The organism is Mycobacterium sp. pW045 (assembly GCF_041287085.1).
In the GTDB taxonomy this organism is placed as follows: Bacteria; Actinomycetota; Actinomycetes; order Mycobacteriales; family Mycobacteriaceae; genus Mycobacterium; species Mycobacterium algericum_A.
Genome location: NZ_JBGGKU010000010.1, coordinates 109,341 through 121,903, shown reverse-complemented (window position 1 = coordinate 121,903; position 12,563 = coordinate 109,341). Strand labels below are relative to the sequence as shown.

Sequence of the window (12,563 nt, the reverse complement as noted above, 5' to 3'; positions counted from 1 at the left end):
CAGCGCAACCTGCCGATCGCGAAAACGTGAAAGCTATCTCACAATGGCTGTCACAGCCCCAGCGGAGACTCGGCGCTGAACCGCTCCAGCTCTTCGAGGTGCAGTTCGGTCAGCGCTTGCAGGCACTGCGCCGCCGCCTCGGTGAGCTGCAGCCGGATCACCCGCTGGTCCTCGTTGTCGCGGACCCGGACGACCAATCCGGCCGCCTCGGCGCGCTGGATCAGCTCCCCGGCGCTGTGGTGGCGCAGCAGCAGGTACTCCGCGATGTCGCCGACCGTCGGCCCGCGCGAGTCGGCGTGCCCCCGGATCGCCAGCAGCAATTGGTGCTGTGCCGGGGTGAGTCCGGCGGCTTGAGCTTGGTCGGCGCTCCACCGCTCGAAGCGCCGCAGTCGGGTCCGGAACGTGAGCAGCCGGGTGTAGACGTCGTCAGGCAGGGCCACGCCGGTAACTTTATGCTGATCGGCCGGCTCGCGCGGGAATCAGCGCAGCCGTGCGGTGATCCGTACCTCGAGCGCGGCCCCCGGGGCTGCCAGTTCGGAAATCCCGACCGCGGTCCACGCCGGGTACGGCTCGCACAGGAAGGCATCCTTGACCGCGCAGAACTCCTCGAAGTGCGCGGCGAGGCCGACGTGGTAGGTGGTCATCTCCGTCACGTCGGCGAAGGTGAGCCCCACCTCGGCCAGCAGACCGCGCAGATTCTCAAAAGCCAGGGTGAACTGCTCGGTCAGATTTTCGGGCACGGTCAGGTCGGGACGAAAACCGATCATGCCCGAGCAGCGCAGGTACTCGCCGTCGATGACCGCAGGCGCGAAGTGATAGGCCTCGTACATCGGTCGCATCCACGCCGGAATCACGGTGCGGCCCATGGATCTCCTCGCGCCGTCCTGCCATGCCCCTAGGGGGCGGCCGGAACCGGGTTCTGAACCAGCTGGTCCGGGCAGTAGGAGTGTGCCGCGATCCCGACGAACATGCTCCCGTGCTCGGTCGTCAGTCCGGGATTGCGCTCCTTGAGACCGTCGAGCACCTCCGGGCTCGGTTTGCCCTGCGCGATGAACTTGCACACCATTTTCGCGGTGACGATGGCCTGGTCAGGGCGGTTGTAGGTGATGCCGGCCGCCTGCAAGGCCGCCAGGAAGTCGGTGTCGACATCGGCCGGATCGGCCTTCGCGGGCCCGGCCGCCACCAGCATCAGCAGCGCGCCCAGCGGCGCGGCGAGGGCTTTCACCAGCCCCGCCTCGGCGCCCGGGAGCCCATCGGCTGATTCTTCTTCGCATAATCGCGGCTGCGGTAGACGATGTAAGGCCGGAACAGATAGCCGATCGGCGCGCTGAACGCGTGCACCAGGCGGGTGAACGGCCACAGCGCGAACAGGGTAAACGCGATCAGCACGTGCACCTGGAAGTAGATCGGTGCCTGCAACATCAGGTCTCCTCGCGGATCAAGGGTGAAGATCGACCGGAACCAGACCGACACCGTCTGCCGGTAGTCGTGCTCCTCACCGTAGGCGGTGGTGCCCAACAGCGTGCAACACATGCCGACCACCAGCGCACACACCAGCACCGCATACATCAGCTTGTCGTTGACGCTGGTCGCCTTGAACACCGACCGTTCGGTGCGGCGGCGATAGATCAACAACCCGACGCCGACCAGGGTGGCGATACCGGCCGGCAGGCCGAGGATCAACGCCTGCAGGTGATAGAACCGGTCGCTCATTCCCAGCGCGCGCGTCCAGGACTCCGGGACGAACAGTCCCACGATGTGGCCCATGATCACCACGAAGCTGCCGAAATGGAACATCGGGCTGCCGATGCGCAGCAGCTTGGACTCATACAGCTGCGACGAGCGGGTGGTCCAGCCGAACTTGTCGTATTTGTACCGCCACCAGGTGGCCACGCCCGCGATGGCCAGCACGAAGTAGGGCATGATGTCCCACCACAGCTCCGCGGTGCTGACGATCGCTATATGCGTCATCGGGTCGGCACCTTCGGCATCCCCAGCGAAACGGCCGCCGAGTACGGCTGCAGCCCAACGGCTTCGGCCGGCGGGCCGGACGTCATCAGCTCGCTCACGTTCCGTACCTCCTGATCGGTTGCCGCCGGCAGCGTGTGGCAGATCGCGGCGATGGTGTGGGCATACGGTGACCCGGCGTCGGTCAGCGACTTGTGCAGCACGTCGATCGGCACCCGGTGCGCCAGCAGCAGGCGGCGTCCGCCCTGCGGATCGACCTGCGCGGCGAACTCCAGCACCACCGGCAGGTGATCGGGCGCCTCGCCCGCGGGCGGCTCGGCGCCGGCCTCGCGGTAGGCGGTGGCGAACGCCAGCATCTGCATGCCCCGGTTGCGGGTGTCCCCACCGGTCCAGTAGGTCAGGAACATCGTCGAACGCCGCCGCATGTCGAAGGTTTCGACGTAGTCGACGGCGGCGGCCATCGGGTCGGACGCCCGCAGCGCGGCCACGGTGCGCGCCAACAGTCCCGCCGGTGCCGCATCGGCGTGGGCAAGCAGTGCTTCGACGGTGTCGAGCCGCTGCTGCAGCTGTTCGTCGGGGTAGGTCAGCAGCAACGACGCCGCCTGCCACACCGCCCGGTCGGCCGGCCCGCCGGGTTGGCGCCGCAGCGACCGGATGAACCCCTTCACTGGTGCTCCGGGAACATCTCGGGCACCGCCCGGTCGCCACCGCCCCAGTTGAGCAGGTTGGTCCGGCCCCGCGGCCGCTGGGCGTGGCCGCCGTTTTCGACCATGTGAAACGACGACCCCGACTCGCCGTCGGCGCTCACGAACGGGTCATCCTCGTACCCGTTGGGGCCGCCGGTGATGGAGCATCCCATGTGCTCGAGCTCGTGGGCCTTCTGGCTGTAAGCGGTCGGAATCACGTACCGCTCTTCATATTTGGCGATCGCGAGCAGTCGGTACATGTTGTACATCTCCTCTTCGGTCATGCCGACCGAGGCGGGGATGTGAGGCTGGGTGTCACGACCCAGGCTGATGTCGCGCATGTAGGAGCGCATCGCCGCCAGCCGTCGCAGCACGTCTTCGATGACGGCGGTGTCACCGGCGGTGAACAGTTCGGCGAGGTAGGCCATCGGGATGCGCAGCGCCTCCAGCGCCCCGAACAGGTTGCCCAGGTCTTCGCCGTCGTGCCCGTCGCGGCTGACGGCGTCGACGACCGGCGACAGCGGCGGGACGTACCAGACCATCGGCATGGTCCGGTATTCCGGGTGCAGCGGCAGCGCCACCTTGTAGGTGTTGATCAGCGCATAGATCGGCGACCGTTGGGCGGCCTCGATCCAGGTGTCGGAGATCCCCTCGGCGCGTGCGCCGGCGATCACCTCGGGGTCGGTCGGGTCCAGAAATACGCCGCACTGGGCTTCATAGAGGTCGGTGTCTTTCTCCACCGACGCCGCTTCAAGCACCTTGTCGGCGTCGTAGAGCACCAGCCCGATGTAGCGCAGCCGCCCGACGCAGGTCTCCGAGCAGATTGTCGGCAGCCCGACCTCGATGCGGGGATAGCAGAAGTGACACTTCTCTGCCTTGCCGGTCTTGTGGTTGAAGTACACCTTTTTGTACGGACAGCCCGACACGCACAGCCGCCAGCCGCGGCAACGGTCCTGGTCGACCAGCACGATACCGTCTTCTTCGCGCTTGTAGATCGCCCCGGTCGGGCACGACGCCACACACGACGGATTCAGGCAGTGCTCGCAGATCCGGGGCAGGTAGAACATGAAGGTTTCTTCGAGCTCGCTTTTGACCTGGTCGCTGACCTTGGCCAGGATCGGGTCGTTGACCAGGTGCTCCGGCGAACCGGCGAGGTTGTCATCCCAGTTGGGTCCCCACTCGATGTTCATCGGGTCGCCGGTGATCGAGCTCCGGGGCGCGGCCACCGGGATGGTGTCGCCCAGCGGCGCCGTGGTGAGGTTCTCGTAGTCGTAGGTCCACGGCTCGTAGTAGTCCTTCAAGCCGGGCAGGTTGGGGTTGGCGAAGATGTTCAGCAGTTTGTGGACGCGCCCGCCCGCCAGCAGCCGCAGCCGGCCCTTCTTGTCCAGCGTCCAACCGCCCTTCCAGCGGTTCTGATCTTCGTAGGTGCGCGGATACCCACCGCCGGGGCGGGTTTCGACGTTGTTGAACCACACGTACTCGGTGCCCTCGCGGTTGGTCCAGGCCTGTTTGCAGGTCACCGAGCAGGTGTGGCACCCGATACATTTGTCCAGGTTCATCACCATGGCCATCTGCGCCATTACTTTCATGCTCAGTACCTCACGTCCTGGTTGCGGCGACGCCTCACCACGGTCACCTCGTCGCGCTGGTTGCCGGTCGGGCCCAGGTAGTTGTTCGCGAATGCGTGCTGGCCGTAGCCGCCGGCGAGGTGACTGGGCTTGACCCGGATCCGGGTCAGCGAGTTGTGGGTGCCGCCGCGCTTGTTGTTGGTCTCCGCGCGCGGGGTGTCGACGGTGCGTTCCTGCACGTGGTAGACGAACACCACCCCGTCCGGCATCCGCTGGCTCACGATCGCCCGGCCGACGAAGATGCCGTTGACGTTGACCGCCTCGATCCAATCGTTGTCTTTCACACCGATTTTCGCGGCATCCCCCGGGCTCATCCACATGGTCGGCCCGCCGCGCGACAGCGACAGCATGTAGAGGTTGTCCTGGTAGGTGGAGTGGAACGACCACTTCGAGTGCGGGGTCAGATACCGCACGGTGATGCCGATGCCGTCGCCGACCTCACCGAGTTCGGGGGCGTCGAACAGCCGCGCCATGTCCAATGGCGGGCGATACACCGGCAGGTGCTCGCCGAGCTCTTCGATCCAGTCGTGAGCCAGGTAAAAGTGCATCCGTCCGGTCAGGGTGTGGAAAGGCTTGAGGCACTCGACGTTGATCGTGAAAGGCGCGTAACGCCGGCCACCGGTCTCGCTGCCGGACCATTCCGGGCTGGTGATCACCGGCACCGGACGGGCCTGGGTGTCGGCGTAGGTGATCCGCTTCTCCTCGCTGCCCTCGGACAGGTGCGCCAGCCGCTGACCGGTGCGCTTCTCCAGCTCACGGAAGCCCTCCGTGGCGATCCGGCCGTTGGTGGTGCCCGACAACGCCAGCACGGTGTCAGCCATCCGCGTCGCGGTGGTCAGCGCCGGCCGCCCTTCTCCGGCACCGGATTTCATCACCCCGAACCGACTGGCCAGGTCTTCGACCTCTTCGTGCGGGAACACGGTGTAGCCCTTGGTGGTCAGACCCAAGGTCTCGACCAGCGGGCCCAACGTCTGCCACTTGTCGTGGATCGCGGCGTAATCCCGTTCCACCACGGTGACTTTGGGCATCGTCTTGCCCGGAACGGGCGTTTCGCCGGTGCGCAGCCAATCGCGTTCGGTCCCGTCGGGATAGGCCATCGCGTCGGCGGTGTCGTGCAGCATCGCGGTCAGCACCACGTCGTTGCGGACACCCAGGTGCTTTTTGGCCAGCCCGCTGAAGGTCCGGGCGATCGCGCCGAATGCGTCGTAGTCGCTGCGGGTCTCCCACGGCGGGTCGATCGCCGCGGCGAACGAGTGCACGTAGGGGTGCATGTCGGTGGACGACAAGTCGGCCTTCTCATACCAGGTCGCGGCCGGCAGCACGACATCGGACATCAGCGTGGTCGAGGTCATCCGGAAGTCGATCGACATCAGCAGGTCGAGCTTGCCTTCGGGAATATCGTTGTCCCAGCGGACGTCCTGCGGTTTCACACCGTCGGCCGGCGGCTCACCGAGCACGCTGGCGTCGGTGCCCAACAGGTGCTTGAGGAAGTACTCCCCGCCCTTGCCGGACGCGCCGATCAGGTTGGCCCGCCACACCGTCAGCACCCGGGGCCAGTTCACCGGGTTGTCGGGGTCGGTCACCGACAGCTTCAGCTCACCGGCGGCGAGCTGCTCGGCGACGTATTCTCCGGCGTCGCGGCCGGCGGCCTCGGCCTCGTCGGCGACCTGCAGGCTGGACTTGTCGAACTGCGGGTAGAACGGGCTCCAGCCCATCGCGGTGGCCGAGGCCAGGATGTCCATGGTGTGTTTGCCGTCGAAGCGGCCGCGGCCCACCGGGGTGGTCAGCTTGTCCGCCCCGTAGCCGTCGTAGCGCCACTGGTCGGTGTGGGCATACCAGTAGGAGGTGCCGGGTACCTGGCGCGGCGGCCGCGACCAGTCGTTGCCCGCGGCCATGGTCTGCCAGCCGGTGAGTGGCCGCACCTTCTCCTGACCGACATAGTGCGCCCAGCCGCCGCCGTTGCGGCCCATCGATCCGGTGAGCATCAGCAGCGCCAGCACCGCCCGATACGTGGCGTCGCCGTGGAACCACTGGCAGATCCCGCTGCCCATGATGATCATCGACCGCCCGCCGGATTCCTCTGCATTGCGGGCGAATTCGCGCGCGATCCGAATCGCCTGGGAGGCCGAGACCCCGGTGATCGGCTCCTGCCAGGCCGGGGTGTTGACCTGCGTGCCATCGTCGTATCCGGTAGGCCATTCGCCGGGCAGCCCGGGCCGGCCCACCGAGTAGTTGGCCAGCATCAGATCGAAGACGGTGCAGACCAGGTGCTCGCCGACCTGACGGACCGGCACCCCCCGCTCCACGACGGTGCCGTGGCCGTCCACCGCGTCGAAGCCGGGCAGCGACACCAACGCGGCCCGCCGGTGGCCGTTGCCGTTGCGCTCCGTGGTGTCCAGCACGGTCAGGGCCGGCCGCACCTCACCGAGATCCAGGTTCCACTTGCCGATCCCATCGTCGCCCCAGCGGAAGCCCAAGGAGCCGTTCGGCACCACAACGCTGTCGGTGCTTTCATCCAGCACGGCCGGCTTGAACGCGGCATTCTCCGATGCTGCCGCCGCCCCATCCAGATCGGCGGCGGTCAGGTTCTTGCCCGGCACCAGCCGGCCGTCGCGCTCCTCCAGCTTGATCAGGAACGGCAGGTCGGTGTAGCGGCGCACGTAGTCGGTGAAGAACGGCACCTCTTGCTTGACGTAGCACTCGGAGAGGATGACGTGGCCCATCGACATGGCCAGCGCGCCATCGGTGCCGGCAGCGCATGGCATCCACTCGTCGGCGAACTTGGTGTTGTCGGCGTAGTCGGGGCTGACGCTGACCACCTTGGTGCCGCGGTAGCGCACCTCGGCCATCCAGTGCGCGTCGGGGGTGCGGGTGATCGGGACGTTGGAGCCCCACATCATCAGGTAGGCCGCATCCCACCAGTCGCCGGATTCCGGCACGTCGGTCTGGTCGCCGAACACCTGGGGGGAGGCGACCGGCAAGTCGGCGTACCAGTCGTAGAACGACGTCATCACCCCGCCGAGCAGCTGGATGAACCGCGAGCCGGCGGCGAACGACACCATCGACATCGCCGGAATCGGCGAGAACCCGGCGATCCGGTCCGGGCCGTAGCTCTTGATGGTGTGCACGTGGGCGGCCGCGATCATCTCGGTGGCTTCGGCCCAGCTGACCCGGACCAGCCCGCCCATGCCGCGGGCCTGTTGGTAGCGACGGCGCCGCTCCGGGTCGGCCTGAATGTCGGCCCAGGCCAGCACCGGATCACCGAGGCGGGCCTTGGCCTCCCGGAACATCTGCACCAGCGGGCCGCGGGCATACGGGTAGCGGATCCGGGTCGGCGAGTAGGAGTACCAGGAGAAGGAGGCGCCGCGCGGGCAGCCGCGGGGCTCGTATTCGGGTCGATCCGGGCCCACCGAGGGATAGTCCGTCGCCTGATTCTCCCAGGTGATGATCCCGTCCTTGACGAAGATCTTCCACGAGCACGATCCGGTGCAGTTGACCCCGTGGGTGGAGCGGACCACCTTGTCGTGGCTCCAGCGGTCCCGGTAGAAGATGTCGGCCTCGCGGCCGCCCCGGCGGGTGACCGTGCGCAGGTCGGCGGAGACCTCCCCCGGCGTGAAGAATCGGCCGCTGCGTTCCAGCAGTTCTTCAAGCGGGCCGCCGATGCGGGGAGTGGGCGGCTTTGCGAGTGTCATCGGATACTCCTTTAACGGGTCGCCGCACTCGAGCGGTTCAGGTGGCAGGACGGGCTGCGACAGCACACCGTCTCAGGCCGAAACCCCAGCGTAGTGGGATATATCGCCTAACGACCGAATTCATCGACAGAATTAACAGAGCTGTTTCACCTACAGTGCCCGAGCCAGGTCGGCGAGCCAAGCTCTGTCGGCGGGTACCCAGTCAACATCAGGCAACTCCACAGCGGTCACCCAGCGAAGCGCCTGGTGGTCGTCGGGCCGGGGCTCGCCGCGCGCCAGGCTGACCCGGTAGGCACGCAACGTCAGGCCGTGGTCCAGCAAGACATCGGCGCCGACGCGTTCGCCCACCGTCAGCGCCGAGGCCTCCAGACCGAGCTCTTCGGCGAGCTCACGGGCCAGCGCGGCCGGCTCGCTCTCGCCGGGCATGACCTTGCCGCCGGGCAGTTCCCAAAGACCGGCCAGCTCCGGCGGGCGACGTCGCTGCGCGATCAACACCGCAGACCCGACGATCACGGCTCCGGCGACGACGATCTGGGTAGGCATGGCGTGTGAGGCTATACCGTCCTACCGTCGGGTATGGCCGTGTTAACAGATGACCAGGTGGATGCCGCGCTAGCCGACCTCGACGGCTGGGAGCGGGCCGACGGTGCGCTGCGCCGCTCGATCAAGTTCGACTCGTTTTTGGCCGGCATCGAAGCGGTACGGCGGGTCGCCGAACGCGCCGAGGCGGCCGATCACCACCCCGATATCGACATCCGCTGGCGGACGGTGACGTTCGCACTGGTGACGCACTCCGAGGGCGGCATCACCGGCAAGGACGTGGCGATGGCGGGCGAAATCAGCCGGATTCTGGCGAGCTGACGCGGGTGGTGGCCATCCAGGCGAGGGTGGCCAGCACGCCGACGATGTAGACCAGGCCGGCCCACGCCAGATACCACGGCCGGCCGTCCTGCCAGATGCTCGGCTGCGCGAAACTGAGCAGCCACGGCACCCCGATCAGGGTCGCCGCCAGCCAGCCCCAGCCCAGCACCCGCGCGCCCCGGCGATCCGAGTATGGGCCGTGCAGCAGCCAGATCGTCAGCGGCAGCAGCCACACCCAGTGGTGAGTCCAGGAGATCGGCGATGCCAACAGCCCGAAGAGCGCGACCACCAGCAACAGGCCGAGCGGGTCGGGCCGGACGGGGTTGCTGTCCAGCGCCCGCCATGCCAGCACCGCCAGCACGGCCGTGACGGCGATCGCGACCAGCACCACCGGGCCGTAGCCCGCGTCGTGGCCGAGGATCCGGGAGATCCCGCCGCGCCAGGACTGGTTGAACGACGTTCCGATCGGCCCCACCCGGTGCGCGTCCCCGAGCAACTCGGTGAAGTAGCGGCGGGCCTGGTCACCGGTGGCCCAGACCGAGAGCGCGACCGTGCCGGCGAAGACCACCGCCGAGAACACCGCGGCGGCCCAGCGCCGCGACCCGGCCAGGTAGACGCCGGCGATCGCCGGGGTCAGCTTGACCCCGGCGGCCAGTCCGACGCACAGCCCCGACACCCACCACCGGCTGCTGTAGACCGCGTAGAGCACCGCCAGCACCAGGATCACATTGATCTGGCCGTAGTCGAATGTGCTGCGCAACGGTTCGGTCCAGATCCCGACCGCGGTCCACAGCATTGCAACCCGGCGGCCCGTGGTGGCCGATTCCCCGAGTAGTCGCTGGCACAGTCGCACCACGCCGTACACCGCAGCCATGGTCCCGATCTGCCACAGGAAGGCGACCAATCCGAACGGCAGAAAATGCAGCGGGTAGAACACCACCGCGGCGAACGGCGGATAAGTGAACGGCAGCGGGAAGTCGGGCGTCTGGTCGGCGTAGACGTAGTCATACAGTTCGCCGGGCCGGCCCAGTGCCGCCGCGCCGCTGATGTAGACGTGCAGGTCGACGAAGTTGGCGCCGCGCGGGGTGAGGTAGGTCCACGCGATTCGCGCCACGATACTGACCGCCAGCAGCAGCGGGGCCGCGGCGGTCAATCGGTTCGCCCAGGAACGCGCGGCGGGGGGATCGAGGGTGGTGTCTACCGCCACGACTTTATCGAACAGCGGTCCGATCACCGTCGCGGCTCGGGTCCGTAACGGTCCCATAAATGACACTCGTGTCACTTGAGCCTCATCGGCAACACGCTAGCGTCAAATTTCGTAGAGGCCACCGCCGAGGAATTGGGGAACCCATGCCGCGCTTCCGGACACTTTTCGACACGACCGCCACGGCGACCGTCGCGGTCGGCTCCTCAGCCGCGCTGCTCTTCGGCGGCCTCCCCGGCTTCGGCGCCATCGCGGCCGCCGACCCGGCGGTCCCGGCCCTGCCCCTGCCGGCCGCAGGGTTTCCCGGCCTTCCCGCGATCGAACAGCTGAGCCCGGTGATCCAGCAGGCTGCGGCCGACCCGGCCGGGGCGTCTCAGTTGCTGATGGCCGCGGCCGCGGCGTTCGCCGGGAACTCCTCGGCCCCCGCCGGGTCCCGGCAGGTGGCCGACTCGGTGGCGCAGTTCGTGCAGTCGCCGCCCGAAGCGCCGGCCATGCTGCCGGGCCAGCACGTGCCGACGGCCGGATCGGCGCCGGGCCTGGTGGCCCACCTGCCCAGCGGCGTCGATCCCGCCAAATCGGTGGGACCGGTTCCCCAGGCCGCGCCGAGCGCGCCGGAAGCCGTGCCGGCTCCTGCCGAAGCGGTCCCCGCGCCCGCGGAAAGCGCAGCAGCCGCCGCCGGCGCTGTGACGGCACCACCGGCCGAAGCCGTCCCGGCCGATGCTGCCGCGCCCGAGGCGTCCCCGGCCGCCACCAATCCGGGATTCGGGCCGGACGCGCCGCCGACCCAGGACTTCATGTATCCGTCCATCGGCCAGAACTGCCTGGCCGACGGCGGCAACGTCATCGCCACCGCGTTGTCGGTGGCCGGCCCGGCCACCATTCCGACCCCGGGCCCCAAGGCCGGTCAGACCGCTTACGTGTTCACCGCGGTCGGCACGCCCGGGCCCGCCGAGATCCAGAAGCTGCCGTTGAACGTCACCTGGGTGAATCTGACCACCGGTAAGTCCGGCAGCGCGACCCTGCAACCTCGCTCAGACATCAACGCCGAGGGGCCGACGACGCTGACCGCGATCGTCGACACCGGCTCGGGCAGCATCATGTCGACGATCTTCGGGCAGGTCAGCACCAAGGATCACCAGTGCAACTTCCTGCCCACCATCGGTTCGACGGTGGTGCCCTGAGCCGTCAGTAGGCCATGAACAAGATGGCGTCCCGGTCGTAGCTCATCCCGGGGTGCGCATCGGCGAGATGCTTCTGGGCCAGGTCGACCAGGTCGTCTTCGTCCTTGCCGACGATGGCCTCGCCACACGGGCAGTTCAGGTGGGTCTTCATTGTCGCCGCCTTTCCGTTGCGTTCTCAGCTGTCCCGGGCTTGCTTTGCAGCCTGCTTCTGGGCCTTCTTGGTGGACCGCACCTGTTGCAACGACGCCTCGTCGACGACGTCGGCGATCGACAGATGAGTGCCCGCCTCACCGTAAGCTCCTGCGGCGTCCCGCCAGCCCGGCGGGGTCACGCCGTACTGCTTGCCGAGCAGCGCCAGGAAGATCCGCGCCTTCTGCTCGCCGAAGCCGGGCAAGGCCTTGAGCCGTTTGAGCACCTCGGCCCCATCGGGCTCACCGGCCGTCCACAGCGCGGTGGTGTCGCCGCCGTACTGGTCGACGACCGCGCGGGCCAGGGCCTGGATCCGGCCCGCCATGGATCCCGGAAACCGGTGCACCGCAGGTTTTTCCGCGCACAGTGCGGCGAACTCCTCGGGGTCGCGGCCGGCGACGTCGTGCGGGTCCAGCCCACCCATCCGCTCGGCGATCTTCCGCGGGCCGGCGAACGCGACCTCCATGGGTATCTGCTGGTCGAGCAGCATGCCCGTGAGCAGGGCGAACGGATCCATCGAGAGGAGTTCGTCGGCCTCGGGGTCTTGAGCGAGGCAGAGTTTCGGCGTCATTGAGCCTCCTCTCTGCCGAAGCGGGCGATGCCAGCGCCCGCGTTACACCCACTGCGGAGAGCGTAACCCGTGATGCCCCGCGGGCCGATGGCCGGAGCCGCCCGCCAGTGCGGCCATCGGATCAAACTCCCGACCGAGTTCGTTCTCGAAGCGATCTCAGCCAGTTGTCGGCCCAAGAGTGGAGAATCAACCCGTGCACTCGAGAGCGAAAGAGACCCGCCAGATGCTTAAGGCGATCGCAGCCCTGTTGTTCACCGTTGGGGGCCTGGTGATTGTGCCGGCCCCGCGCGCCGACGCGGTGCCGTGTCTCCACCGAGGCCGGCAGCATGTCGTGCAGCACATGAACGGCAACCTCGACGCCGACTCTCGGTGGCACGTGCTGCGGGGAGAACAACCGACGTGCGACACCGCCGGCGGTTCCAAGAGCACCGAGGACACCTGGGAGCGTCGTCAGGAAGCCATAGACCGGGAGCGTCACCGGTGGTGATCTACACGTCGCGACCGCGGGGCCGGCTGCGGCTTCGGCACGAGTGCCCGTGTAGAACGAACCCGATTCTGCGGTGCCTACGTCTGTGTCGGTGGA

14 protein-coding genes are annotated in these 12,563 nt (G+C 67.9%); 3 read left to right on the top strand and 11 right to left on the bottom strand.

What is annotated here, in order from left to right; all coding sequences use genetic code 11:
• Nucleotides 1-50 precede the first annotated feature (50 nt).
• The 8 genes from ACAG20_RS16705 to ACAG20_RS16670 all read right to left on the bottom strand — a co-directional run bounded on the left by ACAG20_RS16705 (nt 51) and on the right by ACAG20_RS16670 (nt 8,517).
• Nucleotides 51-440: a MarR family winged helix-turn-helix transcriptional regulator gene (locus tag ACAG20_RS16705; protein WP_112684705.1), complete on the bottom strand. Its 390-nt coding sequence runs from the start codon at nt 438-440 to the stop codon at nt 51-53.
• 39 nt (nt 441-479) lie between these two features.
• Nucleotides 480-866 (bottom strand): RidA family protein, encoded by a 387-nt coding sequence (locus ACAG20_RS16700; protein WP_370493370.1) that lies wholly within the window; start codon nt 864-866, stop codon nt 480-482.
• Nucleotides 867-895: 29 nt separating this feature from the next.
• The gene (locus ACAG20_RS16695) at nt 896-1,225 is read right to left on the bottom strand and encodes a DUF732 domain-containing protein (RefSeq protein ID WP_112684709.1); all 330 of its coding nucleotides are present in this window, start codon (nt 1,223-1,225) and stop codon (nt 896-898) included.
• A complete protein-coding gene (gene narI, locus ACAG20_RS16690) occupies nt 1,222-1,971 on the bottom strand; it encodes a respiratory nitrate reductase subunit gamma (protein ID WP_370493369.1) in 750 nt (249 codons plus the stop codon). Before narI ends, ACAG20_RS16695 begins: the two co-directional genes overlap by 4 nt.
• Nucleotides 1,968-2,636, bottom strand: a complete 669-nt coding sequence (narJ, locus tag ACAG20_RS16685) for a nitrate reductase molybdenum cofactor assembly chaperone (protein ID WP_370493368.1) — start codon at nt 2,634-2,636, stop codon at nt 1,968-1,970. Before narJ ends, narI begins: the two co-directional genes overlap by 4 nt.
• Complete coding sequence (gene narH / locus ACAG20_RS16680; RefSeq protein ID WP_112684715.1) at nt 2,633-4,243, bottom strand: nitrate reductase subunit beta; 1,611 nt, start codon at nt 4,241-4,243, stop codon at nt 2,633-2,635. The genes narJ and narH overlap by 4 nt, the downstream gene beginning before the upstream one ends.
• A gap of 2 nt (nt 4,244-4,245) precedes the next feature.
• Nucleotides 4,246-7,974: a nitrate reductase subunit alpha gene (locus tag ACAG20_RS16675; RefSeq protein WP_370493367.1), complete on the bottom strand. Its 3,729-nt coding sequence runs from the start codon at nt 7,972-7,974 to the stop codon at nt 4,246-4,248.
• A 150-nt stretch (nt 7,975-8,124) separates the two neighbouring features.
• Entirely contained in the window at nt 8,125-8,517 is a 393-nt protein-coding gene (locus ACAG20_RS16670; protein ID WP_370493366.1) for a (deoxy)nucleoside triphosphate pyrophosphohydrolase, read from the bottom strand.
• A gap of 33 nt (nt 8,518-8,550) precedes the next feature.
• Between ACAG20_RS16670 and ACAG20_RS16665 the strand changes: the two genes are divergently transcribed.
• The gene (locus tag ACAG20_RS16665) at nt 8,551-8,835 is read left to right on the top strand and encodes a 4a-hydroxytetrahydrobiopterin dehydratase (RefSeq protein WP_370493365.1); all 285 of its coding nucleotides are present in this window, start codon (nt 8,551-8,553) and stop codon (nt 8,833-8,835) included.
• On the opposite strand, the gene ACAG20_RS16660 is transcribed toward ACAG20_RS16665, so the two are convergent.
• Nucleotides 8,813-10,099, bottom strand: a complete 1,287-nt coding sequence (locus tag ACAG20_RS16660; protein WP_370493364.1) for a mannosyltransferase — start codon at nt 10,097-10,099, stop codon at nt 8,813-8,815. The two genes, ACAG20_RS16665 and ACAG20_RS16660, sit on opposite strands and share 23 nt — an antisense overlap.
• Nucleotides 10,100-10,185: 86 nt before the next feature.
• Here ACAG20_RS16660 and ACAG20_RS16655 point away from each other — a divergent pair, with 86 nt between their 5' ends.
• Nucleotides 10,186-11,220, top strand: a complete 1,035-nt coding sequence (locus ACAG20_RS16655; RefSeq protein WP_370493363.1) for a hypothetical protein — start codon at nt 10,186-10,188, stop codon at nt 11,218-11,220.
• 4 nt (nt 11,221-11,224) lie between these two features.
• Here the strand turns inward: ACAG20_RS16655 and ACAG20_RS16650 are convergent, their stop codons facing one another.
• Nucleotides 11,225-11,371 carry a hypothetical protein gene (locus ACAG20_RS16650; RefSeq protein ID WP_013828086.1) on the bottom strand — a complete coding sequence of 49 codons (147 nt, stop codon included), beginning with the start codon at nt 11,369-11,371 and terminating at the stop codon, nt 11,225-11,227.
• Nucleotides 11,372-11,395: 24 nt separating this feature from the next.
• Nucleotides 11,396-11,980, bottom strand: coding sequence for an HhH-GPD-type base excision DNA repair protein (locus ACAG20_RS16645; protein WP_370493362.1), 585 nt, complete (start codon nt 11,978-11,980; stop codon nt 11,396-11,398).
• A gap of 223 nt (nt 11,981-12,203) precedes the next feature.
• Here ACAG20_RS16645 and ACAG20_RS16640 point away from each other — a divergent pair, with 223 nt between their 5' ends.
• Nucleotides 12,204-12,467 carry a hypothetical protein gene (locus ACAG20_RS16640; protein WP_370493361.1) on the top strand — a complete coding sequence of 88 codons (264 nt, stop codon included), beginning with the start codon at nt 12,204-12,206 and terminating at the stop codon, nt 12,465-12,467.
• The last annotated feature ends 96 nt before the right edge of the window (nt 12,468-12,563 follow it).

Bases quoted from the DNA above. Each gene is read 5' to 3' on its own strand.
- ACAG20_RS16675 (WP_370493367.1), bottom strand. From the start codon at position 7,974: ATGACACTCGCAAAGCCGCCCACTCCCCGCATCGGCGGCCCGCTTGAA.
- ACAG20_RS16650 (WP_013828086.1), bottom strand. From the start codon at position 11,371: ATGAAGACCCACCTGAACTGCCCGTGTGGCGAGGCCATCGTCGGCAAG.
- ACAG20_RS16670 (WP_370493366.1), bottom strand. From the start codon at position 8,517: ATGCCTACCCAGATCGTCGTCGCCGGAGCCGTGATCGTCGGGTCTGCG.
- ACAG20_RS16700 (WP_370493370.1), bottom strand. From the start codon at position 866: ATGGGCCGCACCGTGATTCCGGCGTGGATGCGACCGATGTACGAGGCC.
- narI (WP_370493369.1), bottom strand. From the start codon at position 1,971: ATGACGCATATAGCGATCGTCAGCACCGCGGAGCTGTGGTGGGACATC.
- ACAG20_RS16645 (WP_370493362.1), bottom strand. From the start codon at position 11,980: ATGACGCCGAAACTCTGCCTCGCTCAAGACCCCGAGGCCGACGAACTC.
- ACAG20_RS16655 (WP_370493363.1), top strand. From the start codon at position 10,186: ATGCCGCGCTTCCGGACACTTTTCGACACGACCGCCACGGCGACCGTC.
- ACAG20_RS16640 (WP_370493361.1), top strand. From the start codon at position 12,204: ATGCTTAAGGCGATCGCAGCCCTGTTGTTCACCGTTGGGGGCCTGGTG.
- ACAG20_RS16665 (WP_370493365.1), top strand. From the start codon at position 8,551: ATGGCCGTGTTAACAGATGACCAGGTGGATGCCGCGCTAGCCGACCTC.
- narH (WP_112684715.1), bottom strand. From the start codon at position 4,243: ATGAAAGTAATGGCGCAGATGGCCATGGTGATGAACCTGGACAAATGT.
- ACAG20_RS16660 (WP_370493364.1), bottom strand. From the start codon at position 10,099: ATGGGACCGTTACGGACCCGAGCCGCGACGGTGATCGGACCGCTGTTC.